Annotated in this window: 24 protein-coding genes; 12 read left to right on the plus strand and 12 right to left on the minus strand. The window is 67.1% G+C overall.

From position 1 onward, the window contains the following. Positions 1-62: 62 nt before the first annotated feature. The 4 genes from G6N55_RS02395 to G6N55_RS30295 are packed head-to-tail and all read left to right on the plus strand — an operon-like array spanning position 63 to position 6,481. Positions 63-1,004, plus strand: coding sequence for an enoyl-CoA hydratase (locus tag G6N55_RS02395; protein WP_085220195.1), 942 nt, complete (start codon positions 63-65; stop codon positions 1,002-1,004). Positions 1,005-1,019: 15 nt separating this feature from the next. Beyond that, positions 1,020-2,252 carry an acyl-CoA dehydrogenase gene (locus tag G6N55_RS02400; RefSeq protein WP_085220194.1) on the plus strand — a complete coding sequence of 411 codons (1,233 nt, stop codon included), beginning with the start codon at positions 1,020-1,022 and terminating at the stop codon, positions 2,250-2,252. Between the two features lie 8 nt (positions 2,253-2,260). Then, positions 2,261-3,340, plus strand: a complete 1,080-nt coding sequence (locus tag G6N55_RS02405; RefSeq protein ID WP_085220193.1) for an acyl-CoA dehydrogenase family protein — start codon at positions 2,261-2,263, stop codon at positions 3,338-3,340. Positions 3,341-3,346: 6 nt separating this feature from the next. Then, the gene (locus G6N55_RS30295; RefSeq protein WP_085220192.1) at positions 3,347-6,481 is read left to right on the plus strand and encodes a long-chain-fatty-acid--CoA ligase; all 3,135 of its coding nucleotides are present in this window, start codon (positions 3,347-3,349) and stop codon (positions 6,479-6,481) included. 7 nt (positions 6,482-6,488) lie between these two features. Here G6N55_RS30295 and tpx read toward each other — a convergent pair whose 3' ends face one another. Beyond that, positions 6,489-6,986 carry a thiol peroxidase gene (gene tpx, locus G6N55_RS02415; protein ID WP_085220191.1) on the minus strand — a complete coding sequence of 166 codons (498 nt, stop codon included), beginning with the start codon at positions 6,984-6,986 and terminating at the stop codon, positions 6,489-6,491. A 108-nt stretch (positions 6,987-7,094) separates the two neighbouring features. Between tpx and G6N55_RS02420 the strand changes: the two genes are divergently transcribed. Together G6N55_RS02420 and G6N55_RS02425 are read left to right on the plus strand one after the other, a co-directional pair. Further along, a complete protein-coding gene (locus G6N55_RS02420; RefSeq protein ID WP_085220190.1) occupies positions 7,095-8,045 on the plus strand; it encodes a GlxA family transcriptional regulator in 951 nt (316 codons plus the stop codon). A 17-nt stretch (positions 8,046-8,062) separates the two neighbouring features. Next, positions 8,063-8,818, plus strand: coding sequence for a DJ-1/PfpI family protein (locus tag G6N55_RS02425; protein ID WP_085220189.1), 756 nt, complete (start codon positions 8,063-8,065; stop codon positions 8,816-8,818). Here the strand turns inward: G6N55_RS02425 and G6N55_RS02430 are convergent. Beyond that, positions 8,815-9,294 carry a nuclear transport factor 2 family protein gene (locus G6N55_RS02430; RefSeq protein ID WP_085220188.1) on the minus strand — a complete coding sequence of 160 codons (480 nt, stop codon included), beginning with the start codon at positions 9,292-9,294 and terminating at the stop codon, positions 8,815-8,817. The two genes, G6N55_RS02425 and G6N55_RS02430, sit on opposite strands and share 4 nt — an antisense overlap. Positions 9,295-9,352: 58 nt before the next feature. Here G6N55_RS02430 and G6N55_RS02435 point away from each other — a divergent pair, with 58 nt between their 5' ends. Next, the gene (locus G6N55_RS02435) at positions 9,353-10,120 is read left to right on the plus strand and encodes an SDR family oxidoreductase (protein ID WP_085220187.1); all 768 of its coding nucleotides are present in this window, start codon (positions 9,353-9,355) and stop codon (positions 10,118-10,120) included. Positions 10,121-10,126: 6 nt separating this feature from the next. On the opposite strand, the gene G6N55_RS02440 is transcribed toward G6N55_RS02435, so the two are convergent. The 3 genes from G6N55_RS02440 to G6N55_RS02450 are packed head-to-tail and all read right to left on the minus strand — an operon-like array spanning position 10,127 to position 13,435. Continuing rightward, positions 10,127-10,879, minus strand: coding sequence for a YqjF family protein (locus tag G6N55_RS02440; RefSeq protein WP_085220186.1), 753 nt, complete (start codon positions 10,877-10,879; stop codon positions 10,127-10,129). 27 nt (positions 10,880-10,906) lie between these two features. Then, positions 10,907-11,563 (minus strand): hypothetical protein, encoded by a 657-nt coding sequence (locus tag G6N55_RS02445; RefSeq protein WP_085220185.1) that lies wholly within the window; start codon positions 11,561-11,563, stop codon positions 10,907-10,909. A gap of 30 nt (positions 11,564-11,593) precedes the next feature. Continuing rightward, positions 11,594-13,435: a fatty acyl-AMP ligase gene (locus G6N55_RS02450; protein ID WP_085220184.1), complete on the minus strand. Its 1,842-nt coding sequence runs from the start codon at positions 13,433-13,435 to the stop codon at positions 11,594-11,596. Between the two features lie 96 nt (positions 13,436-13,531). Between G6N55_RS02450 and G6N55_RS02455 the strand changes: the two genes are divergently transcribed. From G6N55_RS02455 to G6N55_RS02465, 3 genes are all read left to right on the plus strand, one after another. Next, positions 13,532-13,909: a hypothetical protein gene (locus tag G6N55_RS02455; protein WP_085220183.1), complete on the plus strand. Its 378-nt coding sequence runs from the start codon at positions 13,532-13,534 to the stop codon at positions 13,907-13,909. A 94-nt stretch (positions 13,910-14,003) separates the two neighbouring features. After that, a complete protein-coding gene (locus tag G6N55_RS02460) occupies positions 14,004-15,413 on the plus strand; it encodes a TIGR00366 family protein (RefSeq protein ID WP_085220182.1) in 1,410 nt (469 codons plus the stop codon). Continuing rightward, on the plus strand, positions 15,410-16,978 hold the full coding sequence (locus G6N55_RS02465) for an allophanate hydrolase (RefSeq protein ID WP_085220181.1): 1,569 nt from the start codon (positions 15,410-15,412) through the stop codon (positions 16,976-16,978). The genes G6N55_RS02460 and G6N55_RS02465 overlap by 4 nt, the downstream gene beginning before the upstream one ends. A 26-nt stretch (positions 16,979-17,004) precedes the next feature. Here the strand turns inward: G6N55_RS02465 and G6N55_RS02470 are convergent, their stop codons facing one another. Both G6N55_RS02470 and G6N55_RS02475 read right to left on the minus strand, forming a co-directional pair. Further along, positions 17,005-18,096 carry a serine hydrolase domain-containing protein gene (locus G6N55_RS02470; protein WP_085220180.1) on the minus strand — a complete coding sequence of 364 codons (1,092 nt, stop codon included), beginning with the start codon at positions 18,094-18,096 and terminating at the stop codon, positions 17,005-17,007. A gap of 33 nt (positions 18,097-18,129) precedes the next feature. After that, positions 18,130-19,221, minus strand: a complete 1,092-nt coding sequence (locus G6N55_RS02475) for a serine hydrolase domain-containing protein (protein ID WP_085220555.1) — start codon at positions 19,219-19,221, stop codon at positions 18,130-18,132. Positions 19,222-19,455: 234 nt separating this feature from the next. On the opposite strand from G6N55_RS02475, the gene G6N55_RS02480 reads away from it, so the two are divergent. Beyond that, positions 19,456-19,902: an SRPBCC family protein gene (locus G6N55_RS02480; protein ID WP_085220179.1), complete on the plus strand. Its 447-nt coding sequence runs from the start codon at positions 19,456-19,458 to the stop codon at positions 19,900-19,902. On the opposite strand, the gene G6N55_RS02485 is transcribed toward G6N55_RS02480, so the two are convergent. After that, on the minus strand, positions 19,899-20,249 hold the full coding sequence (locus G6N55_RS02485; RefSeq protein WP_139826665.1) for a hypothetical protein: 351 nt from the start codon (positions 20,247-20,249) through the stop codon (positions 19,899-19,901). The genes G6N55_RS02480 and G6N55_RS02485 overlap by 4 nt on opposite strands. A gap of 126 nt (positions 20,250-20,375) precedes the next feature. Between G6N55_RS02485 and G6N55_RS02490 the strand changes: the two genes are divergently transcribed. Continuing rightward, positions 20,376-21,944, plus strand: a complete 1,569-nt coding sequence (locus G6N55_RS02490) for an FAD-dependent monooxygenase (protein ID WP_085220177.1) — start codon at positions 20,376-20,378, stop codon at positions 21,942-21,944. On the opposite strand, the gene G6N55_RS02495 is transcribed toward G6N55_RS02490, so the two are convergent. The 4 genes from G6N55_RS02495 to aceA all read right to left on the minus strand — a co-directional run bounded on the left by G6N55_RS02495 (position 21,931) and on the right by aceA (position 26,393). Next, complete coding sequence (locus G6N55_RS02495; protein ID WP_085220176.1) at positions 21,931-23,094, minus strand: LLM class flavin-dependent oxidoreductase; 1,164 nt, start codon at positions 23,092-23,094, stop codon at positions 21,931-21,933. The two genes, G6N55_RS02490 and G6N55_RS02495, sit on opposite strands and share 14 nt — an antisense overlap. Before the next feature lie 99 nt (positions 23,095-23,193). Further along, positions 23,194-23,484 (minus strand): hypothetical protein, encoded by a 291-nt coding sequence (locus G6N55_RS02500; RefSeq protein WP_163667138.1) that lies wholly within the window; start codon positions 23,482-23,484, stop codon positions 23,194-23,196. Positions 23,485-23,627: 143 nt separating this feature from the next. Beyond that, positions 23,628-23,846, minus strand: a complete 219-nt coding sequence (locus G6N55_RS02505; protein ID WP_139826664.1) for a hypothetical protein — start codon at positions 23,844-23,846, stop codon at positions 23,628-23,630. A 258-nt stretch (positions 23,847-24,104) separates the two neighbouring features. Then, on the minus strand, positions 24,105-26,393 hold the full coding sequence (gene aceA, locus G6N55_RS02510; protein WP_085220174.1) for an isocitrate lyase ICL2: 2,289 nt from the start codon (positions 26,391-26,393) through the stop codon (positions 24,105-24,107). Positions 26,394-26,551: the final 158 nt, after the last annotated feature.

Consider the following 26,551-nt stretch of genomic DNA (forward strand, 5'->3'; position numbering starts at 1 on the left):
CCTGACGGAGTGCCGCGTAACCTCGCACAGGTCACCGGTTTGGCGCGCAGTAAGGAGCGGTCATGAACGTCAACGGACTCCGTCCGGTCGATCGTCGGGAGAGTTCCGGGCCGCAATTCGACTTCATCGACTACGAGACACTCGACGACGGCCGGATCGCGGCGATCACTCTGGATCGCCCGAAACAACGCAACGCGCAGACGCGCGGAATGCTGGTCGAGTTGGATGCCGCCTTCGGGCTGGCCGAGGCCGACGACGCGGTCCGGGTCGTGATCCTGCGGGCGGCGGGTCCCGCCTTCTCGGCGGGTCACGACCTCGGGTCCGCAGACGATGTGCGGGAACGCTCACCCGGCCCGGACCAACATCCCACCTATCAGTGCAACGGTGGGACGTTCGGCGGGGTGGAGTCGCGCAATCGTCAGGAGTGGCACTACTACTTCGAAAATACGAAGCGGTGGCGCAACCTCCGCAAGATCACCATTGCCCAGGTCCACGGCACAGTCCTGTCGGCGGGCCTGATGCTGGCCTGGTGCTGCGACCTGATCCTCGCGAGTGAGGACACCGTGTTCGCCGACGTGGTCGGCACCCGGCTGGGCATGTGCGGGGTGGAGTATTTCGGCCATCCGTGGGAATTCGGCCCGCGCAAAGCGAAGGAACTACTGCTCACCGGGGACTGCATCGGCGCGGACGAAGCGCACGCGCTGGGGATGGTCAGCAAGGTGTTTCCGTCCAGCCAATTAGGCTCTAGCACAATAGAATTCGCTCGACGAATCGCCAAGGTCCCCACCATGGCGGCGCTGCTCATCAAGGAGTCGGTGAACCAGACCGTCGATGCGATGGGCTTTACCACCGCGCTGGATGGCTGCTTCAAGATCCACCAGCTCAATCACGCCCACTGGGGTGAAGTCACCGGTGGCAAGCTGTCGTACGGAACGGTTGAGTACGGACTCGACGACTGGCGCGCCGCCCCGGAGATCTTGCCCGCGACCAAGCACCAACCGTGAGTCCGGACGCCATCAGTGGACATCACCTACCCACCCGAAGCGCAAGCTTTCCGGTACCGGATTCGCGCCTTCCTCGCTGAGCACCTCCCGCCCGGCTGGATGGGGCCTGGAGCACTGCCGCCGGTCGAGCGCGAGGCGTTCGGGTCGCGGTGGCGGCGGGCTCTGTTGGCCAGCGGGCTGGTCGCCGTGTCGTGGCCGACGGAATACGGCGGGGGCGGTCTCTCCGCGGTCGAACAACTGGTGCTGGCCGAGGAGTTCGCCCGGGCCGGTGCGCCCGAGCGGGCCGAAAACGACCTGCTGGGGATCGATTTGTTCGGCAACACGCTGATCGCCCTGGGCACCGAGGCGCAGAAAAAGCGTTTCCTGCCCCGGATCCTCACCGGTGAAGATCGCTGGTGCCAGGGATTCTCGGAGCCGGAGGCCGGCTCCGATCTGGCATCGGTACGGACCAGGGCCGTGCTCGATGGCCAGCAGTGGGTGATCAACGGGCAAAAGACCTGGACGTCGGCCGGTCTGACCGCCAACTGGATCTTCGTTCTGGCCCGCACGAATCCCGAGGTGCCCAAGCACAAGGGTCTGTCCTTCTTGCTGGTGCCAATGGAACAACCCGGCGTCGAGGTTCGCCCGATCGTCAACGCGGCCGGACACTCGTCGTTCGGCGAGGTCTTTTTCACCGATGCCCGCACCGCAGCCGCCAACGTCGTGGGCGGGGTGGGAAACGGATGGCCGACCGCGATGACGGCACTGGGGTTCGAACGCGCTTCGCAGCTCACCACCGCGGCCATCGATTTCGGCCGCGACTTCGAGCGGCTGTGTGCACTCGCGGCCGAACGTGGCATGAATACCGACCCGCACATCCGAGACGAGTTGGCATGGTGCTATTCCCGGATACAGATCATGCGGTACCGGGGCTACCGCGGCCTCACCTTGTCGCTCAACGGGCGACTGCCCGGCCCCGAGGCGGCGATCACCAAAGTCATTTGGAGCGAATACTTCCGGCGCTATACCGATCTCGCCGCCGAAATCCTGGAACTGGATGCGCTCGGCCCGGCGGGACCCGGAAACGGCGGGGCGCGCCTGGTCCCGGAAGCGGGCACGCCGAACTCCCCCTCGTGCTGGATGGACGAGCTGCTCTACTCCCGGGCGGCCACGGTCTACGCCGGCAGTTCGCAGATTCAACGCACCCTGATCGGCGAGCAACTACTCGGGCTCCCCAAGGAACCACGCCGGGAAGCCAGGCAAGGCTGACACCTCCAATGGACTTTGGCTACAGCACCGAACAAGACGACTTCCGCGCGTCGCTGCGCGGCTTCCTTCGCGAGCACGCCGGCGATCCGCGCAGCACCGAAGCGGCCCGGCTCTGGAAACGGCTCTGCGCCGAGCTGGAGCTGCCGGCCCTGCACACGCCCCCGGAATATGGCGGGATCGGCGCCACCCTCGTCGAAACCGCGATCGCCTTCAGCGAGCTGGGTCGCAGGCTGGCCCCCGTCCCCTTCGCCGCGACGACGTTCGCGATCGAGGCGATTCTCCGGCTGGGCGATGACGAGCAACGCAAAAGCCTGCTGCCCGGCCTGCTTTCCGGCGAGCAGATCGGCGCGTTCGCCGCCAGCGGCCACCGCGTGACCGATTCGTCCACCGCGACGGTGAGCGCGCAGCGCCACGGCGGCCGAGTCGTACTCACCGGCGAGTGCACCGCGGTGCTGCACGGCGGCATCGCCAATCTTTTTGTGGTGCCGGCCCTGGTCGACGACGCCACAGTGCGCCTGCATGTCGTTGCCGCCGACGCGCCCGGGGTCACGGTCGTCGGTCTGCCCTCGTTCGACATCACCCGCCCGGTCGCCACGCTGCGGCTGGCGCAGGCCCCGGCCGATGCCTTGACGGCCGGCTCCCCCGACGACATCCAGCGGGTGCTGGACGTGGCGCGGGTGCTGCTGGCCGCCGAGATGCTCGGCGGCGCCGAGGCGTGTCTCGAGCGTTCCGTCGAATATGCAGGTAGGCGAGAGCAATTCGGCCGTGCCATCGGATCGTTCCAGGCAATCAAGCACATGTGCGCCGAGATGCTGATCGAGATCGACGCGACTCGCGCGGCAGTGATGTTCGCCGCGATGAGTGCGGCCGGCGGCGACGAGCTGCAGGTCGTTGCTCCGCTGGCCAAGGCACAGGCCGCCGATACTTACGTGTTGTGCGCCGGCTCCGCCATGCAGGTCCACGGCGGCATCGCCTTCACCTGGGAGCACGATCTGCATCTGTACTTCCGCCGGGCCAAGAGCACCGCGGCGCTGTTCGGTAGCAGTGCGCGGCACCGCGCGCTGCTCGCCGACCGCGCGGGCCTGTAGGAATCCGTGGCTGACACCGGCATCACGTTCAGCGACGTCCTGGCGCGCCATGCCCGGGTGCGGCCCGACAATCTCGCCCTGGTCGATTCGCGCCGGCGGTGTACTTTCGCACAACTCGACGATCGGGTGACGCGACTGGCGAATGTGCTGTCCGCGAACGGAGTTCGGCCGGGCGACCGCGTCGCCGTGGCCGGCCTGAATTGCCTTGAGCTGATCGAAGTCTGGCTGGCCACCCTGCGGCTGGGAGCCGTGGCGGTGCCGGTCAACTTCCGGCTGGTCTCCGACGAGATCGCGCATGTGCTGGCCGATAGCGGTGCGGTCGTCGTGGTCGTGGACCCGGCATGTGCCACGGCCGTCGCGCAGGCGCGCGCCAAAGCGCCGACGGTCGCGGCCGTCCTGACGATCGGCGACGGCCTGGACCAACTCGTCGCCGCGGCAGACGGTCTCGCGCCCGACGTCACGGTCGCGGACGAGGCGCCCGCGTTCATCATGTACACCTCGGGCACCACGGGCTTTCCGAAGGGCGCGGTGATCACCCATCGCAACCTGTACCTGCATGCGGTGAGCGTGATCGCCACGCTCGGCCTCGGCGGGGACGACAACTGCTGGATGGCGCATGCGCCGCTGTTCCACGTCGCGGGCGTGTCGGGGATGTTCCCGACGTTCCTGACCGGCGGCAGCGTCGTCGTTCCGCCATCGGGTGGCTTCGACCCCGAGGCCACCGTGCGGATGATCGCCGACGAGCGGGTCACCTCGTGCTGGATGACGCCGGCGCAATGGCAGCTGGTCTGTGCCCTGCCAGATCTACCGTCGCGCCACCTCGGCGGGCTGCGTCGCGTCTGGTGGGGCGCGGCCCCCGCGTCAACCACGTTGCTGCGCACGATGTTCGACACGTTTCCGGACGCCGAGGTGATCGCCGCCTTCGGGCAGACCGAGTGCAGCCCCATCACGTGCCTGCTGCGCGGCGAGGACGCGATCCGCAAGATCGGATCGGTGGGCACCCCGATGCTCAATGTCGAGGTTCGCATCGTCGACGACGAGATGAACGACGTCGCCCCGGGCGAAGTCGGCGAGATCGTCTACCTCGGGCCGTTGCTGATGAAGGAATACTGGAACCGGCCCGTCGAGACCGCCGAGGCCTTCCGGGGCGGCTGGTTTCATTCCGGCGATCTGGTCCGCCAAGACGGCGAGGGCTACATTTATGTCGTCGACCGCAGGAAAGACATGATCATCTCGGGCGGAGAGAACATCTACAGCGCCGAGGTGGAGAACGTCGTGGCAGCGCACGACGAGGTCGCCGAGGTCGCGGTCATCGGAGTGCCCGACCCGAAATGGGGCGAGATCCCGATGGCGGTGATCGTCCCGCACGATCCTGCGAATCCGCCGACCGACGGCGAAATCGAGGCGCACTGCCGCGCGCATCTCGCTGCGTACAAGCGTCCGCGCCGTGTCGTGATCGTGGAAGCCTTGCCGCGCAACGCCAATGGCAAGGTGCTCAAGAACGATCTGCGGCGCCGGTACGGCGCCCCGGATTCCTACGACGCCGGTCCGGTCGACACTGCGCTGTTGGACGAGACGATCGGGGCGAACTTCGAGCGCACCGCGCTGGCGCACCCGAATGCCGAGGCGCTGGTCGACGTGGCCGGCGGCCGCCGATGGACCTACATCGAACTCAACGCCGAGATCGATTGTGTGGCCCGCGCATTGATGGCCGTCGGCATCCGGCCCGGGGACAGAGTCGGAATCTGGTCGCCCAACTGCCCGGAATGGACGATCCTGCAGTACGCCACGGCCAAGATCGGCGCGATCCTCGTCTCGGTCAACCCCGCGTATCGCACGCACGAGCTATCGCACGTGCTGCGCGATTCGCAGACGCGGCTGTTGGTGTCCGCGACGACCTTCAAGACCTCCGACTATCGGGCGATGATCGCCGAGATACGTGCCGAGCTGCCCGGATTGGTGGACGTCGTGTTCCTGGGCACCGACGACTGGCAGCGATTGCGACAGCGGGCCAACGCCGTAACCGGCGACGAATTGCGATGCCGGCTGGCCGGACTGAACCCCGGCGACCCGATCAACATCCAATACACCTCGGGCACAACGGGTTCCCCCAAGGGTGCGGTCCTGTCGCACCGCAACATTCTCAACAACGGGTACTTCGTCACCGAATGCATCGGCCTACGGCCCGGGGACCGGCTGTGCATCCCGGTGCCCTTCTACCACTGCTTCGGCATGGTGATGGGCAACCTGGGCTGCACCACGCACGGCGCCACGATGGTGATTCCGGCGGCGGGTTTCGATCCCGCCGCGACGCTGGAAGCGATCGAATCCGAGCGCTGCACCGGTCTCTACGGCGTGCCCACCATGTTCATCGCGATCCTCGGCCACCCCGATCTGGCGCGCCGCGACATGTCGTCCTTGCGGACCGGGATCATGGCCGGCGCGTCGTGTCCGGTGGAGGTGATGCGTCGCTGCGTCGACGAACTGAACCTGGCGGAGCTGTCCATTGCGTACGGCATGACGGAGACGTCCCCGGTGTCCTGTCAGACCCGGATCGACGACGACCTCGCGCACCGGACCGCCACCGTGGGCCGGGTCCATCCGCACGTCGAGATCAAGGTCATCGACCCCGGCACCGGCGAGACCGTCAAGCGCGGCCGGCCGGGCGAGCTGTGCACGCGCGGCTACTCGGTGATGCTGGGCTACTGGCACGACGAGGCCAAAACCCGCGAGGTGATCGATCACGACGGCTGGATGCACACCGGCGATCTCGCGGTGATGCACGACGACGGCTATTGCGCGATCGTCGGGCGCATCAAGGACGTCGTCATCCGCGGCGGCGAGAACCTCTATCCGCGTGAGATCGAGGACTTCCTGCACACCCATCCCGACATCGACGACGTGCAGGTCGTCGGTGTTCCCGACGCCAAATACGGCGAGGAGATCTGTGCCTGGATCAAGATGCGGCCGGACCGCCGGCCGTTGGACGCCGACGCCGTGCGGGCCTTCTGCGCGGGGAAACTCGCGCACTACAAGATTCCCCGCTATGTCCACATCGTCGACGAGTTCCCGATGACCGTCACCGGAAAGGTGCGCAAGGTCGACATGCGGGCCGAAACGGTCCGGCTGCTTGGGTTATGACCCGAAGCTAGGCGCCCAGCGCGGCGAGCGCCGCGTCGTAATCGGGCTCCTCGGCGATCTCGGGCACCAGCTGCGCGTAGGCAACGTTGCCGTCGGCGCCGATCACCACGACGGCCCGGCCGAGCAGGCCGGCCATCGGACCGTCGGTGATCGTGATGCCGTAGTCCTCGCCGAAGCTGTCCCGGAACGCAGATGCCGTGGTGACGTTCTCGATGCCCTCCGCGCCGCAGAAGCGCTTCTGCGCGAACGGCAGGTCCTTGGACACGTTCACCACGGTCGCACCGCCTCCGGCGGCACGCTCGTTGAATTTCCGTACGCTCGTCGCACACACCGGGGTGTCCACGGACGGAAAGATGTTCAGCAGCACGGACTTACCGCTGAACTGGTCGCTGCTGACCGCGCCCAGATCGGAGCCCGTCAAATTGAAGGCTGGGGCTTTCGATCCGACGGCAGGAAGCTCGCCGATGGTGTTGATCGGGTTTCCACGCAAGGTTATCTGTGCCATGGGCACAGTCTGCCAAGGCCGACCGAGCGACCCCCGGTCAGGTCCGATGTCCTGATTTGTGGGGTACTAGGCCTAGACGACACGCCCGCTTCGGCCAACACTGAATCCATGGTTCGCAAGGTCGTTATCGTCGGCTTTCCGGGTGTGCAGGCACTCGACGTCGTCGGGCCCTACGACGTCTTCACCGGCGCCTCGCTGCTGACCGACGGTGGCTACGACGTCGTTCTGGCCTCGGTTGACGGCCGGCCGATCACCACCGCGACGGGCCTCGGGTTGGTCGGCGCGCCACTGCCCGACCCCGGCGGACCGATCGACACCGTCGTGTTGCCCGGCGGCAGTGGCGTCGACGCCGCTCGGCGAGACGCCGACCTGCTGGCCTGGATCAAAGCCGTCGCGGGCAGTGCGCGCCGCGTCGTCACCGTCTGTACGGGCGCCTTCCTGGCCGCCGAGGCGGGCCTGCTGGACGGCTGCCGCGTGACCACACACTGGGCCTTCGCCGAGCGGCTGGCCCGTGAGTTCCCGGCCGTCGAGGTCGATCCCGATCCGATCTTCGTCCGGAGTTCCGACACGGTATGGACGGCCGCGGGTGTCGCGGCGGGTATCGACCTGTCGCTGTCCCTGGTCGAAGACGACCACGGAACCGAGACCGCGCAGACCGTCGCCCGCTGGATGGTGCTGTATCTGCGCCGCCCCGGCGGGCAGACCCAATTCGCGGTGCCGGTGTGGACGCCGCGCGCCAAGCGCACCTGCATCCGCGAGGTGCAGGAGGCCATCGAGTCGCAACCCGGTGCCGCGCACAGCATCGGTGATCTGGCCCGCCGGGCCGCGATGAGCCCGCGGCATTTCACCCGGGTGTTCACCGACGAGGTCGGCGAGGCGCCGGGCCACTACGTCGAACGGGTCCGCACCGAAGCCGCGCGCCGGCAGTTGGAAGAGACCGGCGACACCGTCGTCGCGATCGCGGCCCGATGCGGCTTCGGCACCGCGGAAACCATGCGGCGCAACTTCATTCGTCGTATCGGGGTTTCTCCCGATCAGTACCGCAAGACGTTCGCCTAGCTGAAAGGACCGCACCGATGACCCAAATCGCTTTTGTGGCCTACCCCGGATTCACCGCGCTGGACATGATCGGCCCGTACGAGGTGCTGCGCAACCTGCCGGACACCGAGGTGCGATTCGTGTGGCACGAACCCGGGCCGATCACCGCCGACTCCGGGGTTCTGGTCATCGGCGCTACGCATTCGCTGGCCGAAACCCCGACGCCCGATGTCGTTCTCGTGCCGGGCGGTCCGTCGACTCCGGTGCACGCCCGCGACGAGGTGCTGCTGGACTGGCTGCGCAGGGCGCATCGGACCGCGAGCTGGACGGCATCGGTGTGCTCGGGCTCGGTCATCCTGGCCGCCGCCGGACTGCTCGAGCGTCGGCGGGCGACGTCGCATTGGCTGGCGCTGCCCCTGCTGAAAGGGTTCGGCGCCACCGCGGTCAGCGACGAACGAGTGGTACGCGCGGACAACGTCATCACCAGTGCGGGGGTGTCCGCGGGACTCGACCTCGCGTTCTGGCTGGCCGGTGAGATCGGCGGCGAGGGCCGCGCCAAGGCGATCCAGCTCGCCATCGAATACGACCCGCAGCCGCCGTTCGACTCCGGGCACATGTCGAAGGCGTCGGCAACCACGAAAGCCGCTGCCACCGCCTTGCTCTCGAAGGACAGCGCCAAGCCGGCCAACCTCAAGGCGACGACGATGATCGCCTGGGATCAGGCGCTGTCGGCGGTCCGGTCCCGCCGGCGCAAGCGCCAGCCGGACCTCGCCGCGGTTTCTCCGAAGGCCTAGTGCGAGTTCGGTTGCAGGAACTCGGTGGACGCGAACTGCCCGCCGGCCTGCATCCAGGCCGCCACGGCGCCGGGCGCATCGCGGTTCGGGTTGTAGATGTCTTCCTCGCTGGAGAACAGGCCGTTGCCGGCGTAGACCAGTCGAGTCCAGTTCGGGAACCAGAACGGCTCCCCGTTGGGGTCGGTCGGGTGGTCGAGCAGGTTCTTGATCATGATGACGACGGCATCGTTGTCGTCATCGTAGGCAATCCAGTCGCTGGGAAAGCGCATGTGCGGGAACGGGGCCATCACGGCGACGATCCATTCCCGTACCGCTTCGCGGCCGTGAAAGACGCCGTAATGGTGTTCGATGTAGACAACGTCCTCAGTGAATAGATCCGCGAAAGGCGCCCAGTCGCCGGAGGCGCTGCACCCTTCCGCCACGGTGGTGTAGTGCTCGACGGCTTGCTCGATTTCGGCCCTGCTGAACTTGCCCATAGCGGACACACTAGAACGTGTTCTGGTTTTTGGTGGCCCGTCTGGATGGGGATATCGAATGAGCGTCTTGGACTTGTTTGATCTGCGCGGCAGGACGGCTTTGGTGACCGGGGCGTCTGCCGGTATCGGCAAGAAGGTCGCGGAGGCATACCTGCAAGCGGGTGCCCAAGTGGCCATCGCGGCGCGGCATACGGAGGTCTTGGAAAAGGTCGGCGCGGAGCTTGCCGCGGCCGGAGGCACGGTCCTGCCGATCACGTGCGACGTCACCCAACCCGATCAGGTGAACCGAATGGTCGAGCGGGTGACCACGGAGTTGGGTGGCATCGACATCGCCGTTTGCAACGCCGGGATCATCACCCTGAAGGCCATGCTGGACATGTCGCCGGAGGAGTTCCAGGCCATCCAGGACACCAATGTGAACGGCGTATTCCTCACCGCGCAGGCGGCGGCCCGGGCGATGGTCGGCCAGGGCCGCGGCGGCGCGATCATCACCACGGCCTCGATGTCGGGCCACATCATCAACGTCCCGCAGCAGGCGGGCCACTACTGCACCTCCAAAGCCGCGGTCATCCACCTGACCAAGGCGATGGCCGTCGAGCTCGCGCCGCACAACATCCGGGTGAACAGCGTCAGCCCGGGCTACATCCTCACCGAACTCGTCGAACCGATGGTGGAGTACCACCGGCTATGGGAGCCGAAAATCCCGCTCGGCCGCATCGGCCGGCCGGAGGAACTCGTCGGCCTCTACGTCTATCTGGCCAGCGACGCATCCAGCTACATGACCGGTTCGGACGTCGTCATCGACGGCGGCTACACCATCCCGTGAGATCCGTTACCGAACCAGGCAGGGGCGGCCGAAGCGGGTTCGCACGCCCGGTGAATACAGGCCGCGCAATCGATCGCCGGCCGGGCGCACCCCGCTGGCGTCGATCAACTCGTCGCTGAGTTCGACGACGTGCGCAGCGCGCAACGGCCACGGGCCGTGCTCGTTGGGCACCCACCACGTCCGGCCGGCCCGGCGCGTATGGGCGCCCCAGCGAGCGGTGAGCCAGACCTCCAGCGCTGTCGGCTCCACCGCGTCCCCGATGGCGACGGTCAGCCGGCTGCACAGGCCGCGGCGCGGCCACCGGCGCACGCTGCCATACGTGATGTGGTCGCCGTCGCGCGTCAGCCGCATCTTCGCCCAGGCGTAGGGGACGCCGAGGCCGATCCGGGTGACGGGTACGACGGCCAGGCGAGCGGTTTCCAGCGACCGGAACAGGACGCCGTGCCGGCCGGCGTCGTCGATCGAATACAGCCGGACGTTGGTCTCGGCGAACCTGCCGAAGTACGGAAGCGGAAGCGCGGTACCGACTTTGGTGCTCGTCATCATGAACGGGACCAACGCCACGTAGGTCAGCCCGTCGGCGAAGACGTCGGGCCGCGTCCCCGGTGGGTACAGGTGCGCGACGCTGTCGGGTTGGACCGGCCAGTGCACGAACGTCAGGTCGCTCCACTGCTGGTCGAAGGTGACCGGGCCGGGCAGGGGCGGCGGGGTGACGGGGTAGCCGGCGAGCGCCCCATCGGGTTGGCCGGGTGCGGTCATCTGGTCATGGTGACATGCCGGCGCGGCCTATCCCTCAATCTCGCCCGAGATCCCGCGCTCGATGCTGGCCTGTGTGGTGGCCGGCAACACGATCAGGCCGTCGAGTTCCTTGCGGGCCGACTCGTAGGCGTGCTGACGCTCCTGCGGGGCGGCGGCGGCGTCCGACGCCATCCGCAACAGGTTCTGGGCCCGGGCGATCCGCTGTTGTTCGTCGCGGGAGAAGTCGTTGCGGCGGCGCCGCATTGCCTCCGCCTCGGCGACGTTGAACGCGGTCACGTAATCCTCCACGGCGGCCTGATAGCGCGCGGCGGCCTCGCGGTCGTCGAGCAGGTCCTCGGCCTTGACGGGCCGCAACAGGTCGGCGCGCAGCTTGGCCTTGTGAAAGGCGACGGTCAGCGGATCGCGCAGATTCGTCATCAGCGGGAAGTCGAGCAGCTTGGCGAAGTCGAGTTCGTATTCGAGCCAGCGGGTGTCGGTGCGGTGGTGCTCGTCGAGGATTCGGCGCAGCGATCGCCATTGCGCGGCCGAGGTGTTGGCGATGGGTTCGGGCGGCGCGGCCGCGGGCTCCGTCGCTTGCTGGGCGCGGCGTTTGTTGGCACCGAACGCGCGCATGGCGCCGATGGCCAGGCCCACGAACGGCAGCAGCAGAATGAGCAATTCCACCAGCCGGATGAGCAGACCCATACGGCCAGAATGCCACCGGAGGATGAGGTTTTAACGCGAACCGAGTGCGCCGCCGAGGTATTGCGCGCGGCAGGCCAGGCGGGCCAGCTTCCCGCTGGTGGTGCGCGGAATCGCGCCGGCCGGCAGCAAGCGCACATCGGCGACCGTCAGGCCATGTCGGTGCGATACCGCGGCCTTGATCGCCTCGATCGCGGGCCGCGGATCGTCGCGACCGGTACCGGCGGCGCGCTCGGCAATGATCACCACGGCACCGGCGGGCTCCTCGCCGGCCGGCACCGAGAACGCCGTCACGTAACCGCGTCGCACCATCGGCGACGCCTCGGCGGCGGTGGCCTCGATGTCTTGCGGGTAGTGGTTGCGGCCGTCGACGGCGACCAGATCCGCGATGCGGCCGGCGATGTAGAGCTCGCCGTCCAGATACACGGCCAAGTCGCCGGTCCGCAGCCACGAGCTTTCGACCGCCGAACCCTCGGCCCGGCTGCCCTGGGCCAGCCGCGAGCGCAGGCGGGCGTGGAATGCCCGCTCGGTCTCCTCGGGGCGTCTCCAATAGCCCCGACCGACGTTGTCGCCCTGTAACCAGACCTCGCCGACCGTGCCGTCGGGCAGCTCCGCGGCGCTGTCGGGGTCGACGATCACGGCCCGCAGGCTGCAGGCGGGCCGGCCGCACGATACGTGCGCGACGGCATTGGGCGCATCCGCGCCGACGCGTACCGCACGCCCGGCGCCCAGCTGTTCGCGATCGAGGTAAACCACCTTCGCCTCGGCGCTCGGTTCGATCGTGGAGATCAACAGCGTCGCCTCGGCGATGCCGTACGAGGGCTTGAATGCCGTGCGCGGCAACCGGTATGGCGCGAACGCCTTGTTGAATGTCGCGATCGCCTCGATGCTGACCGGCTCGGAACCGATGATCAGCACGACGTTGCTCAGGTCGATGTCGTCGCCCGCGGCGGGCAGGCCGCGCTGCGCCGCCCACTCGTAGGCGAAGTTGGGCGCGGCCGTGACGACGTTGCCCTCCTTCGACCCCGCGGACAGCGCCTGAATCCACCGCTGCGGCCGGCGCACGAACGCGGTCGGCGACATCAGGGTGGAATGGCCGCCGTACACCGCGGGAAAGCCGATCATCGACAGCCCCATGTCGTGGTAGAGCGGCAGCCAACTCACGCCGTGCGTGTTCCGGTTCAGCAGATCGATCGACAGAATCATCTGCGTGAGGTTGGTGCCCACCGCGCGGTGCGTGATCTCCACGCCGACCGGCGGCCGGGTCGAACCGGAGGTGTACTGCAAGTGGGAAACCCGGTCGACATCCACCTGCACGGGGACGAACGACGCCCCCGCCGAATCGGGGATCTGATCGATGACGACGATCTGCGGTTTGCTCAGCTGCGTGCACTGGTTGAGGAAATCTTCGACCGCGTCCTTGGCCGACCCGGTCGTCAGCACCACGGCCGGCTCCGAATCGCGCAGCGCCGTCTCCAGTCGTTCGGCATGGCCGGGCAGTTCGGGTGCGAACAACGGCACCGCGATGGTTCCCGCCTTGATCGCGGCGTAGAAGCCGGCGACGTAATCGATGCCTTGCGGAGCGAGAACCGCCACCCGGTCACCGTCGCCCGCGAACTGCTGAACGCGCGCCGCTATGGCTTGCAATCGCACACCAAGCTGGGCCCAGGTCACTTCGAGGGCGTGCCCCTCGGAGCGGGCGTAGTCCAGATAGCGGTACGCGATCGAATCGCCCACATTTCTGATGTTGCGCTCGATCAGAGAAATCAGTGTGGTGCCCGGCGGCAGCGCGACGTTGCCGTCGGCATCCAGGCAATCCTCTATTCGTAGCAGGCCTTTTGGAGCCACGGTGGCCTGTCGGGAACCGTCATCCATACCCGCAAGTCTAGGTGCGCCGCGATACTGCCCTTCGGATCCAGCCGTCGGCTAGAGTCCGAGTCGATACCGCCGCGGGGGCGACAAGGAGCAGCCGTGGACACTCGCGACCAGCAGCCCGGGACCCGCGACGACGCACTGGCCCGAGTGCTCGACTACCGGACCCGGGGGCGGGCCAGGCCGATGCCGGTTCGAATGAGCCTCGCCGTGCTGGGCGGCGTGCTGCTGCTGGCATCTGTTCCGCTGATCGTGTTGCTCCCCGAAGTCGGGATCCCGGCGCTGCTGGTCGCTTTTCGGCTGCTGGCGGTCGAAGCGCTATGGGCCGCGCGTGCCTACGCGTGGACCGACTGGCGCTTCACCCAACTGCAGCACTGGTTCCATCGCCAGTCCCGAGCGGTTCGCGTCGTCATCATCGGGGGTTTGATTCTGCTGGCCGTGGCAATCGTCGTTGTCTTTGTCTACGAGTTCATTTAAAGCCACGCGGCGGCAACCAATCTAGAGTTACCTGAGCGCTTCCACTATTCAACGAGAGCACAACGCGGGCGCTGCATCGCGGTAAAGGCGGGCTATGACGACCACGAAAAGCGAACATGTCGAGCGTCGCGGCGGCCTCATGCAGCGCCTCACGATGCTCTGCGTCCGGTATGTCGAACGCTTGATGCCGGACCCGTATTTGTTCGCGGTCATTTTGACTCTGATCGTGGTCGGACTTGTTGCGTTACTCGTCCGGGGGGCGACACCTTCCGGCGTTCTCAAGGCGTGGTACGGCGGCGTCTGGGGAGCGCAGAACATCTTCACCTTCGCGTTCCAGATGGTGCTGATCCTGGTCACCGGTTACACGCTGGCCGAGGCGCCCGTCGTGAAGCGGGCCATCATTCGTCTCGCCAGCAAGCCGACGAACCAGGTTCAGGGCGCCCTGCTGTGCTTCGGCGTCAGCAGCGTCTTCTCGTTGTTGAACTGGGGGCTGGGCCTGGTGGCCGGTGCGCTGGTTGCGCGCCAGGTGGCAAAGCGGCTGTCCGGTGTGCATTTCGGCTACCTGATCGCGACCGGGTTTATGGGCTACCTGGTCTGGACGCAGGGTTTGTCCTCGTCGATCGCGCTGGCCAACACCGATACGACCAGTCCTATCAACGTGATTCACAAGATGACCGGAATGACCGTGCCGTTGGGGATGACGATCTTCCAGCCCTATAGCTGGGTCGCCGTGATCGCCATGGTCGCACTGGTCGGCGTCACGATCTGGCGGATGGAGCCGGATGAAAGTCTCGAGCCCGATCCCGCGGTGTTCGACGAAGAGCCCGTTGCGGATCCGCCGCAGGGCACGCCGACCTTCGCCGAGCGGCTGGAAAACCTCTGGATCCTCAACGTTCTTGTATTTGCCGCGGGCATAACGTATTTCGTACTGAGCGGCTTCGCGCTGAACATCTCGTCGATGATCATGCTGTTCACCGTCACCAGTGCCTTGCTGCATGGTACGCCGATCCGGTTCATCCGCGCGTTTTCCGGCGCGGCGAAGGTGTCCGGCCCGCTGCTGCTGCAATATCCCCTGTACGGCGGAATCGCCGGTCTGCTCGGCTATTTGCCGGCCGGCTCGGGCCGAGCGTTGCAGACCGTGCTCGCCGAGGCCCTGGTGCGCGGCGCCGATCAGTACACTCTCCCATTCCTGACATTCGTCGGCTCCGTACTCATCTCGTTGTTCGTACCTTCCGGCGGCGGGCACTGGGCGGTGCAGGGGCCGATCGCGGTGGGCTCGGCGCTGGCCATCGGCCAGCACTCGCCGGCTTACCTCGGGCTGATCTCGATGTCGGTAGCCGTCGGTGAGGGCGTCGCGAACATGATTCAGCCGTTCTGGCTGTTGCCGGTGCTCGCGATCGCGAAGCTCAATGTGCGCCAGGTGATGGGCTTTACGGTGATCGCGTTCCTGATCGGTTTCGCGGTGGCCGGCGCCTCGGTCCTCATTGCGCCCCACGTCTTGTGAAGCCGTCAGCCGCAGCGCGCCTGCCGCCCACCGCGCGGGTGCTCGACGCGTATCGCACGATCGCCGAGGTGGACCGGCCCGAGGTCTGGATCACGTTGCGTGCACAGGCCGATGTGCTCGCCGATGCCGGAGCCGTCGAACAACGTCTCGCCGCCGGAGAGTGCTTGCCCTTGGCGGGACTGGTGGTCGCGGTCAAGGACAACATCGATGTGGCGGGACTACCGACCACCGCTGGGTGCCGCGAGTTTGCGTATCAGCCGGCCACCACCGCGGTCGCCATCGAACGACTCCGCGACGCGGGAGCGGTCGTGCTCGGCAAGACGAACCTCGATCAATTCGGTTGCGGTTTGGCCGGTACCCGCAGTCCCTATGGCGCCGTGCGTAATTCGCATCATCCGGACCTGGTCTCGGGCGGGTCGAGTTCCGGTTCCGCCGTCGCCGTAGCGCTGGGCATCGCCGACATCGGCATCGGCACCGACACCGCGGGATCGGTTCGGGTTCCCGCCGCGCTCAACGGTCTGGTCGGCATCAAACCCACCCTCGGGATCATCCCCACCCACGGCGTCGTCCCGGCATGCGCGAGCTACGACGCCGTCTGCGTGCTTGCCGACGACCTCACCCTGGCCGCCGCCGCGGTCGCCGTGATGGCCGGACCCGACCAGCGCGACCCCCGCGGCCGCCCCTGGCCTGCCGACGTCCGTCTCTCGGCGCCCGATGTGCCACGGCTGGCGATCCCGCAAGCCGCGAACCTCGCTGCCCTTCGCCCCGACTACCGCGACGCGTTCGAGCAATCCGTGCGCCTGGCTCTCGATACCGGGTGCAGCGTCAAACCGATCGACATCTCCGTCCTGCTGGATGCGGCCCTGCTGCTCTACGACGGTGCGATCGTCGCCGAGCGATACATGGCGGTCGGAGAGTTTCTCGACACCGCACCGGCGAGCGCCGATCCCGTTGTTGCGTCGATCATTACCGCGGCGCGCGAGGTCACCGGTCCCGACTTCGCCGCCGACCTGAACGCGTTGACACGCGCCCGCGCCGATGCGGCTCGCCTGCTCGACGGTTTCGATGCGTTGCTGCTGCCCACCACCACCGAACATCCCAGCCGCAGTGAGGTAAGCGCCGACCCCGTCGGGATCAGCCGTCGGATGGGCACTTACACCAACTTCTGCAATCTGCTCGACATGGCCGCGGTCACCGTTCCCGTCGCGCCGACACCGGCCGGCACCCCGTTCGGCGTGACGATCGTGGTGCCCGCCTTCGACGACCAAATCGCCGCCGACATCGGCGCACGATTGACCGGCACCGAGTCCGGACTGTTGATCCAAACCGGCTGCGAGCTAGCGGTATTCGGCGCCCACCGGCGGGGACAGCCGCTGCACGGGCAGCTCGAGCAACTCGGCGCCCGATTCGTGGGGCAGGTCGCGACGACCGATGCCCGCCGCGGCGAGTTGTTCCGGATCTCCGAAGCCGGCCTGGGGCACTTCCTGTCGGCCCTGTCCGCGCCGATGGCCTTGACCCGCATCGAACTCGACGACGGCCGTACGGTCATCGGCGTGATTGGCTGATTCTCACGAAACGCGTTGGTGGCGAACTACATCCAGAGGTTTGCTATCGAGCCGGCCAGGGCTTCCGGATCCTGCTCATCGGTGTTGCAGCTGATCGCCACCGACGTCGTTCGGTCCTTGCTCACCCGAAACGCCGTGACGTAGCCGCCCCATTCGCCGTCGTGATCGAGTGTTCCGTTGGCCAGCAGGAAGATTCCCGCGCCGTACTTGTCACCGCCGCCCGGATCGGTCGGCACTGCCCCGCTCAGTTGTGCCTCGAGCAAGGTGGTGCCACCCACGCGGCCGGTCCGATAATTGTCGGCCCAATGGACGAGTTGGGTGGGTGTGGTCTGGATGCCGCCGTCGCCGACCTGTTCCCAGCCGGTGGTGGTGGCGTGGTAGTCGTCGCTGTCCGCTTCGTAGGCGACGGCCTTGCCGGGAATCGGTCCGGTTGGATCGACCACCATGGCCAGGCCGAGCGGACCGAAGATCTGTTCGGCCAGGAACTGCGGCAACGGTTCGGCCGAAACCCGGCGGACGATCTCGCCGAGCAGGAGGTAGTTGGAATTCGAGTACTCGAACCGGGAGCCGGGTGCGAACGTCAGCTTCGGCATGGCGGCCACCGCGAGTACTGCCTGCTGCTGGGTGGTGCGGTCGCCGAACGCAAACCCCTGCGCCTCGAGCAGTCCCACGTAGTCGGGTATGCCGCTGGTCTGGTGCATCAATTGCCCGACGTTGACGGTGCCGGCCCACGACGGCAGCTCGGGCAGGTGCCGGGACAACAGGTCGTCGAGCGAGAGCTTGCCGGCATCGACCAGCAACAGCAGCGCAGTCGCGGTGAACTGCTTGGACACCGACGCGATATCGAACACCGTGTCCGCGGTGAGCGGGTCTTCGGTCGCCAGGTCGGCCAGGCCGCGCACCCCCGTCCAGACGACCGTGCCCTTGACCCCCACCGCGGCCGAGCAGCCCGGTGCGCCCTCGTCGATCGCATCATTGAGCACTTTCTGACTGCCGCCCTTCGCGGCGTCAGTGTTCGCGGGGCCCGCCGGGCTGGTTTTCGGCGCCGCCTGCTGACCGCCGCCGCAGGCGCTGAGCAGCAACACGATCGCGACAAGCAGCGCCGGGCGTTTCGCCATACCGTGAATGATGGCGTTTCCGGCCGCTTTCCACTACATCCAGAGCTTCGCGATCGAGTCGGCCAGCGCTTCGGGGATCTGGTCGTCGGTGTTGCAGCTGACGGCAACCGAGGTCTGCCGGTCCTTGCTGACGCGGAACGCCGTGACGAAGCCGGGCGAGGCGCCGTCGTGGTCGAGCGTGCCGTCGGCCTTGAGGTAGATGCCGGCGCCGTAGCGCACCGGGATGCCGGGTCCAATTTCCACCGCCCCCGCCAGTTGCGCCTCGAGCAGCTTGGGCCCGCCCACGCGACCGGTCCGGTAGTTGTCGCCCCACTGCACCAGCTGGCTGGGTGAGGCCTGGACCGCGCCGTCGCCGACCTGCTCCCACGCCGAAGTGGTCATCCGGTATCCATCGCTGCCGCCCGCATAGGAGACCGCCTTGTGCGGGACCTCGCCGACCGGATCCATCACCATTCCCAGACCCAGCGGGTCAAAGATCTGCGCGCTGAGGAACTGCGGCAGCGGCTGGCCCGACACCCGATGGACGATCTCGCCGAGCAACAGATAGTTGGAGTCGGAATACCGGAATCCGCTGCCAGGCTTGAAAGCCAGCTGCGGCACCGCCGCCACCGCCTGCAACGCCTGCTCCTGCGTGGTCCGGTCACCGATGCCGAACCCCTGCTTCACCAGCAGGCCTTCGTATTCGGGGATGCCGCTGGTTTGGTGGATCAACTGGGCGATCGAGACGGTGGACGCCCAGTTGGGGAATTCCGGCATGTGCTGGGAGAGCGGGTCGTTCAGTGTCAGCTTTCCCGCGTCGGCGAGCAACAGGATCGCGGTGGCGGTGAACTGCTTGGACACCGAGCCGATGTCGAACACGGTGTCCGCGGTGATCTTTGCGCCCGTCGCCGTGTCGGCGATCCCGCGCACGCCGGTCCACACGACGGTCCCCTGGGAACCCACCGCGGCCGAGCAGCCGGGCGTCGCGGCGTTGACCGCGTCTTCGAGCACCCGCTGACTGTCGGCCTTGGTCAGTGAGTTGTCCTTGGTCGGGACGACGGGGCTAGTCGTCGTCGGACCGGGTTTGGCCGCGGGGGCAGCGGTTGGCCTGGCGCAGCTGCAGAGCGACAACAGGACCGCGCACATCACCAGCGATGCCCGCGTGTGCCGGCGCGCGGTGCCACGCCCGCCGAAATCCGAAAGCAGGCTCGAAATCACCCGTTTACCAACATATTTCATCGCGTCTTGGAATTCCCACCCGTTGACCGCTCTCGGTCCGTGATAGCTACCCGGACCCTCTTACACGGTGAGTATGCACGCGAGGCGGCCGTCGCGTGCCGGGTTTCACCGGCCCCCACGCCGGCGGTAGGGTACGCGGCTATGTCAGGTCGCAAGTTTTCGTTCGAGATCAACCGGACCAGTAGCGCGCCCGCCGCAACGGTGTTCGGGCTGCTGGCCGACGGTGCCAACTGGGCGAGCTGGGCCAAGCCGATGGTCCTGCACTCGAGCTGGGCACGCCAAGGCGATCCGGCACCGGGCGGCGTCGGTGCGATTCGCCAGATCGGTGTGCCGCCTCTGCTGGCCCGGGAGGAGATCGTCGAGTACGAGCAGGATCGCCGGCAGGTCTACAAGTTGGTGGGGCCGTCACCGGCCAAGGATTACCTCGGCGAGGTGGTCTTGACGCCGAACGCGGCCGGTGGCACCGACATTCGGTGGTCGGGCTCGTTCGTCGAGAGAATTCGTGGAACCGGGCCGGCGACGCGCGCGGCGCTGGGCGGTGCGGTCAAGCTTCTCGCGGATCGACTCGTGAAGGCGGCCGAGCGCTAGGGATTGTTGGCCTGCTGTTCGACCTGCTGACCCTGTAGCTCGGCTTGGAGGGCCTGCTGCTGGGCCTCTTCGTTTTGTTGCTCGGCCTGCTGCTGGGCCTGCAGCATCTCCTGCTGGGCCAGTTGTTGTTGCAGTTGCGCCTCGTCGTCGCTGTCGTCGGTGGCGAGGCCCCCGCCGGCGAGGTTTGCCGGTCCCTGCGGCAACGGCGAGTCGATCGCCGTCAGGCGTACTTGTCCGGGTATGGCCGAGGCGGGAAGTGCCGCGTCGGCGAACGCCAGCATCGCGATGCCCGCGACCCCGGCAAAGATGATTCGCATGAACTGGTGATGGTGACTAGGGGTGGTCATCCCCCAGGTATGCGCCCCGTTATTAGGTCTGAGCTGGGAAGCGGCTAGCGCCGGATTATGAAAACACGCGCTGTCAGTTGAGCCCGACGTTTGCCGGCCCGCTTCTCAACTATTAAGCTGGGCTAAGTGATTGATGTCGTCATCGCCGGTGGCGGTCCCAACGGGCTGATGCTGGCCGGCGAACTGGGATTGAACGGGATCCGGCCCGTGGTGCTGGACCCGATGCCCGGCCCGAATCCCATGCGGCGAGCGAACGGCGTTATCGGCCAAGGGGTTCGGATTCTGGACCATCGCGGTCTCTACGGCACGCTTGCCGGAGCCACGGAGCCGCCCCGGCTCAACCCCCGACCGATGTTCGCGGCCTTCCCGTTGGATCTCACGTCGATCGACTCGCAGGTCTTCCTGCTGCCCGTCCAGCAGCCCAAGCTGGTGCAGGTGCTGGCCGATCGGGCCGGCGAACACGACGTCGACATCCGATGGGGCCACGCGCTGACCGGTTTCGACCAGGACGACTCCGGCGTCACGGTCGAGGTCACGGGGCCGGACGGCAGCTATGCCCTGCGGGCCAAGTACCTGATCGGCGCCGACGGCGGCACCAGCATGACACGCAAGCTGGCCGGCATCGAGTTCCCCGGGATGTCGTCGTATGACGTGGTCGCGCGGATGGGATTCGACATCGTGCCGCCGGACGAATGGATCGATCCGGTCAGCGGCGTATTGGACGTGCCCGGCTACGGACGGATCCCGCCGCTGGGGTTCCATCGGGTCGAGCGTGGCGTCTTGGCCCTCGGTGCGCTCGGGCGGCGCGCGGCCGTGATCTGTTTCGAATTGGACCCAACCGCTCGCGCGGAGCCCGCAGAGGACAATTTCGACGGGCAGCCGATGAGCCTGGAAGAACTGGAGGCCAGCGTCAAACGGGTGCTGGGTGCGGACCTGCCGCTGCGGCCGGTGTCGCCCGGGGCGGACCTCGACCTGCGGCGCTTCGCCGGCATCAATTCCCGGATCGCGTCGCGGTATCAAGCGGGACGGGTGATTCTGGTCGGCGACGCCGCGCATGTCCACTCCCCGATGGGCGGGCCGGGACTCAATCTGGGCCTGCAGGATGCGGTGAACCTCGGCTGGAAGCTCGCCGCGGTTGTGCGCGGCCGCGTCGAGCCCGCGTTGCTCGCCACCTACGAAGCCGAGCGCCGGCCCGCGGCCGAGCGGGTCATCATGCACAGCCGGGCACAGCTGGCACTGGTGCGGCCCGGGCCCGAGGTCAGCGCGTTGCGGCAGCTGTTCTCCGAGCTGCTGACCGATTCCGAAATCGCCCGTCGTCTCGGTGATCTGATATCCGGGGCCGAAAACCGCTATGGCACAGACCCCGACGCGCATCCGCTGACCGGGCACTGGGTGCCCGACTTCGGCGTGACGGACGGCGACGTGACCAGACGCGTCGCGGAGCTGGCCCGCACCGGACAACCGATGCTGATCGATCTCACCGACTCCGGCTGCGTGGCTGCCGCGGTGGCCGATGCCGCCGACGAACTCACCGTCGCCGTCGGACGTCCCGATCGCGAGCTGCTGGCCACCGCGCTGCTGGTACGTCCCGACGGCTACGTGGCGTGGGCATCCTCGGCGGCGTCACCCGACGTCGTCGAACTTCGCCGGGCGCTCGCGCGCTGGTTCGGACTGGGCGCGACTACTTGGCGTTGAGTTCGTCCTGGTACTTCTTGGTCATGTGCGCGACGGCCTGATTCTGCGACTCCGCGAGCCCTTCGCGCGCCTCGCTGGCGCGCGCGGCCGCATCCAGCGTCGGCTGCGCCTGGCCCTGGAAATGCGGCATAACTTCGGCGGCGAACAATTCGGCCGACCGTTTGGTGGCCGCCGGGTTGGCCCACTCATGGCCCATCTGCAGCATGCAGCCGAAGCCACCGGACTGATCCCACATCCGCTGCACCTGGGCCCGCGCCCGCTCCGGGGTGCCGATCACGCCGGCGCCGTTCTCGTTGATGACATCGATCATCTCGTCGATCTGCTCGCCCGGCATGGTCATCTGCGGGAACGCGGCGACCTTCTGGAAGTACCGGAACCATGGCTCGAGGCCGAACTTGACGTCCTCGCGCGCCTGCTTGTCGGTTTCGGCGATATGGAACGGCCCGACCAGGCTCCAGTTCCTGCGGTCGACCCTGGTGCCGAACACCGCGGCGCGTTCTTCGACGATGTCCCAGTGATATTGCAGCGCGTTGAAGCCCTCGACGGTCAGGGTCGCCCCGATGGAGAGCAGGCCGATGCCGTGCTTACCGGCCAGCCGCGCGCCGGTCGGCGAGGCGACCGCGGCGACCGCGAGCGGGATGCCGTCTTCGGAGTAGGGCGATAGCTGCAGCTGGGCGTCGTGCAGCTCGTGCGTCGGCGTCTTGGCGCTCACGGTCTCCCCTGCCAGCAGGCGCACGATGATGTCGAGGTTGGTCTCCAGCAGTTCGCGGGTGTCGGTCGGGGTCAGGCCGATCATCGACGAATCGCTGGGCAGCGAACCGGGACCCATCCCGCCGATCACGCGGCCGTGGGTGAGGTGATCCAGCATCATCAACCGGTCGGCGACCCACAGCGGGTTGTGATACGCGACCGAGATGACGCCGGTGCCGAGCTTGATCCACTTGGTCCGCTCCGCCGCGGCGGCGATGAAGATCTCCGGTGAGGCGATGAGCTCACTACCCGCCGAGTGATGCTCGCCGATCCACGCTTCGTCGAAGCCCAGCGCGTCGAGGTGTTGGACGAACTCGAGGTCCCGCTGCAGTGCCAGCGTCGGGTTGGTGCCCGCGCGGTGAAACGGCGCGATGAAATACCCAAACCTGAGCTTCGCCATTGGAGGTCTCCTTGCAGTCGCGTTGCGGAGAACCATAACTCAGGCCGGCGGGCCTCAGAATAGATCAGCGGCACCGACGTCGCCGATTGTCTGGCGCGATCAGTTGCCGCCGCAGATGTTGCCGATGCAGCCGCCCCCGCCGCCGGGTCCGCCACCGCCGGTCGGGCCGCCGGGGACGGTGCCGCCTCCGCCGCCCGGCCCGCCGCTGCCGGTCGGACTGCCGGTATCCGGCGCCGTCGAGGGCGCGACGCCGGACGTCGTGCCGGTTGTCGTAGTGGTCGTCGTCGTGGTGCTGCTAGGTGCTTTGTTGCCTCCTGCGCAACCAACCGTGACGACGAGCATCGCCGCCCCGCCGAAAACCGCGACTGCCGTCCGAGCTTGCGTCCTCATCAGACTCCCTTCCGTAACCCTGCGAACTCTTTCGTTCGTGCCCGCCGGTGTCTGTCGCAAACCGGGCGAATTGGGGTGGACATGCCGGTGGCCCATCTCGTATGCGAGACGGGCCACCGGTTGCTTGGGTGCGGGGTTGCCGCTTAGCAGTTGAGTCCCGAGATGCAGGTGGTAAGGACCGCCTTGTGCACGCCGTTGGCCGACACGTTCGGAGTCGCGGGTGCGACGCTCGACGAAGCGTGGGTGGGTGCGGCCGGCGTCGGCACGACCTGGCTGGGGCTGATGCCGCCGAGTCCGACGATGAAGGCGACTGCGCCCGCCGCGCCGAAGGTCGTGATCGTCATCTTGGTCTGAGACTTCATCGGAGTGTCCTTTCGCCGTTCTGCCCGGTCTGCTGCATATATCCAATAGCTACTGTACACGTATGCAACTATTGCTGGAAGGGAAATTATCCGGCGTGACCACTTTCACGTTTTGGCAGGTGAGAGCGCGATCGGGGCGCGGTCTAGCGCCGTCGGCGTGCCGAAAAGCGGCCGCGGGTGGATCGCGGCGAGCCAACGAGCGACGTCACGAAATATGAAGCCTGCCAAGCGGTTTCGTGAACCTATTGGCGCAGATGGCTAGTCTTCCTTGGTGATCAGCTTCCGCAGCGCCACCCGGTCGGGCTTGAGCAGCTCGGCGATGCGCGGCTTGTTGACCTCGGCGACGATGATCTCGCCGACCTCCGGGTAGACCTCGCTGAAGATCCCGTGGGACTTCATCTTCTCGGTCTGATACAGGTTGTCCTCGGTCGGCGTGACGTAGTAGACCGCGTCGGCCTTGAAGCGGTTCACCAGCCACAGGTGGATCAAGGTCATCAACCGCTTCTGGCGAAGCTTCTCGCTGAAGGTGTTCTGGTCGCGCACCTGCAGGATGCTGCGGCCATGCCGGTCCTTGATCGGATCGACGACGACGTTGGCCAGTTGCTCGTCGTCGTTGCCGAAAATCCCGAGTTCGAGCACGTCGGAGCCGGCGCGGCGGGGCCGCAGCGTCACCCGGAGTTTCTCGCCCAGTTGGTAGTGCTCGCTCCACAGCGCCAGCCACTCCTCCAGCAGCTTCTTCGGCACCTCGGTCTGGACCAGGTGCTGATGCTGGGTCGAGCCCTTGCCCATCGCCTTCGTGGTCGCGGTGCGGCCCGACGAGGCGGCCAGGGCGGCGTCGCTGCGTGGGCCGCCGACCAGCGTCTGCGGCGTCCGGTACGGCGACTCGACCAGGCGCATCTTGCGCTGCAGCCGAGCCAGCGCCAGCATGCCGTCCTGTCGGAGGTTGGTGGCGAACTCCTCGGCGGCGACGCCGTCGATCTGGTGTCCGCCGTAGGTGATGAAGTTGAAGACGAAGCCCATCTTGCCGAGCTCGACGGGGAACTGCTTCATCTCCTCATCGGTCATCCCGGTGGTGTCCCAGTTGAACGACGGCGACAGGTTGTAGGCCAGCATCTGGTCGGGGAATTCGGCGTGGATCGCGTCCGCGAACTGTTTGGCGTCGGCCAGATCCGCGGTCTTGGTTTCCATCCAGAGGATGTCGGCGAACGGTGCGGCCGCGAGCGACTTCGCGATCGCGTACGGGATGCCGCCGCGCACCTGGTAGTAGCCCTCGGGGGTCCTGGCCAGCTCGGGGCTCCATTGCGGATCGGCGCCCAGTTCCCGGGCCTTCTCGCGGGCCGCGTAGTGCGACGTCCGCGCCGCGAACTGCCGCCACTCGTCGGGACTCATGCTGGCCGGCTCGCCTTCGCTTTCGCCGAAGGCCAGCACTTCTGCGACGGCATCGCTGTAGGTCATCAGCCCGGCATCGTTTTCCCAGGCGGCCACGAACCGCGACTCGACCTGGTCGAACATGTCGTTGATCGAGTCTTTTCCGTTCTCCCGCCACTGGTTGACCGCATCGGAGACCAGGCCCAGGATTCCCTGCCGCTCGAGCCAGGCGTTGGCGATGCCGTACTCGCCATCGGCGAGGGCATACAGCAGATGGCCGTTGAGCTCCTTGACGCCCAGCTCGTAGAAGCGCCGCATCAGCGCCAGGAAGCAGCCTTTGTAGGACGGAATGTCCAAGTTGGTGGCCCCGAGCAGGAACGCCTGGTCGCGCTCGTCGGAGTTGCTGTCGATCAGGTTCGCCGCCTCGGCGTCGGTGCGCGCGACGATGATGCCGGGCACCCGCATGACGTCGAGCTGGAAGCGGGCGGCATTGAGGCGCTTGATCTGTTCGTCGGACGGCACCAGAACCTTGCCGCCCTGATGACCGCACTTCTTGGTACCGGGACGCTGGTCCTCGATGTGGTAGCCGGGCACCCCCACTTCCACGAAGCGGCGGACCAGGTTACGGACATGCGGGTCACCGCCGTGGCCGGTGTCGGCGTCGGCGATGATGAACGGCCGGTAGTCGTACTCCTTGGCCGTCGCGCGTTGCTGCTCGCTCATCTGCAGCCGCTGGTACTGCTGATTGCGGTCCGCCGTCAGCAGCGCACGCACCAGCACCGCGGCATCTTCGGGCACCTGGCTCAGCGGGTAGCTCGCCAGGTCGGGCCCCGGATCTTCGGTGGTGGAGCCCTTGGCGGAGGTCGCCCAGCCGCCGAGGTAGATAGCCTCGATGCCCATTCGCTTCATGCTCACGGCCTGCCCGGGCGAGTACGGGCCAAAGGTCGTGATGCTCTTCTTCGCCGCGAAAAGCTCGCGCAGCCGGGGATAGAAGGCCTTCGCCGCTTCCCGGGCCACGGTGTAGTCGGTCGGAATCGTGCCGCGTTGTTCTACTACTTGGCGGGCCGAATAGAGGCGAATAATCCCGGTAAAGCGTGGATCGTCGAAGTATCGCTGCGTGGCGGCGACGTCTTCGTCGAACGGTGTGGGGACCTCGGTGTCCGCGTCGATGATGGCCATGGCTTTACGCTCCCCTTCCAGCGCGATTCCGCTGCACGTGAGTCTAGCCCCGGACCCGACTTTTCAATCATGAGTTTTGACCGGCTGCCGAGCCGGGCCAAATCTGTTGCCACACGGGGAACTCCGGGCGACCGCGGCCAGCACGGGTATCGGTTGGA

Origin of the sequence: Mycobacterium florentinum, from assembly GCF_010730355.1 — a bacterium.
In the GTDB taxonomy this organism is placed as follows: Bacteria; Actinomycetota; Actinomycetes; order Mycobacteriales; family Mycobacteriaceae; genus Mycobacterium; species Mycobacterium florentinum.

Bases quoted from the DNA above. Each gene is read 5' to 3' on its own strand.
- G6N55_RS02395 (WP_085220195.1), top strand. From the start codon at position 63: ATGAACGTCAACGGACTCCGTCCGGTCGATCGTCGGGAGAGTTCCGGG.
- G6N55_RS02405 (WP_085220193.1), top strand. From the start codon at position 2,261: ATGGACTTTGGCTACAGCACCGAACAAGACGACTTCCGCGCGTCGCTG.
- tpx (WP_085220191.1), bottom strand. From the start codon at position 6,986: ATGGCACAGATAACCTTGCGTGGAAACCCGATCAACACCATCGGCGAG.
- G6N55_RS02420 (WP_085220190.1), top strand. From the start codon at position 7,095: ATGGTTCGCAAGGTCGTTATCGTCGGCTTTCCGGGTGTGCAGGCACTC.
- G6N55_RS02425 (WP_085220189.1), top strand. From the start codon at position 8,063: ATGACCCAAATCGCTTTTGTGGCCTACCCCGGATTCACCGCGCTGGAC.
- G6N55_RS02430 (WP_085220188.1), bottom strand. From the start codon at position 9,294: ATGGGCAAGTTCAGCAGGGCCGAAATCGAGCAAGCCGTCGAGCACTAC.
- G6N55_RS02435 (WP_085220187.1), top strand. From the start codon at position 9,353: ATGAGCGTCTTGGACTTGTTTGATCTGCGCGGCAGGACGGCTTTGGTG.
- G6N55_RS02440 (WP_085220186.1), bottom strand. From the start codon at position 10,879: ATGACCGCACCCGGCCAACCCGATGGGGCGCTCGCCGGCTACCCCGTC.
- G6N55_RS02445 (WP_085220185.1), bottom strand. From the start codon at position 11,563: ATGGGTCTGCTCATCCGGCTGGTGGAATTGCTCATTCTGCTGCTGCCG.
- G6N55_RS02450 (WP_085220184.1), bottom strand. From the start codon at position 13,435: ATGGATGACGGTTCCCGACAGGCCACCGTGGCTCCAAAAGGCCTGCTA.
- G6N55_RS02460 (WP_085220182.1), top strand. From the start codon at position 14,004: ATGACGACCACGAAAAGCGAACATGTCGAGCGTCGCGGCGGCCTCATG.
- G6N55_RS02470 (WP_085220180.1), bottom strand. From the start codon at position 18,096: ATGGCGAAACGCCCGGCGCTGCTTGTCGCGATCGTGTTGCTGCTCAGC.
- G6N55_RS02475 (WP_085220555.1), bottom strand. From the start codon at position 19,221: ATGTGCGCGGTCCTGTTGTCGCTCTGCAGCTGCGCCAGGCCAACCGCT.
- G6N55_RS02480 (WP_085220179.1), top strand. From the start codon at position 19,456: ATGTCAGGTCGCAAGTTTTCGTTCGAGATCAACCGGACCAGTAGCGCG.
- G6N55_RS02485 (WP_139826665.1), bottom strand. From the start codon at position 20,249: ATGACCACCCCTAGTCACCATCACCAGTTCATGCGAATCATCTTTGCC.
- G6N55_RS02495 (WP_085220176.1), bottom strand. From the start codon at position 23,094: ATGGCGAAGCTCAGGTTTGGGTATTTCATCGCGCCGTTTCACCGCGCG.
- G6N55_RS02500 (WP_163667138.1), bottom strand. From the start codon at position 23,484: ATGAGGACGCAAGCTCGGACGGCAGTCGCGGTTTTCGGCGGGGCGGCG.
- G6N55_RS02505 (WP_139826664.1), bottom strand. From the start codon at position 23,846: ATGAAGTCTCAGACCAAGATGACGATCACGACCTTCGGCGCGGCGGGC.
- aceA (WP_085220174.1), bottom strand. From the start codon at position 26,393: ATGGCCATCATCGACGCGGACACCGAGGTCCCCACACCGTTCGACGAA.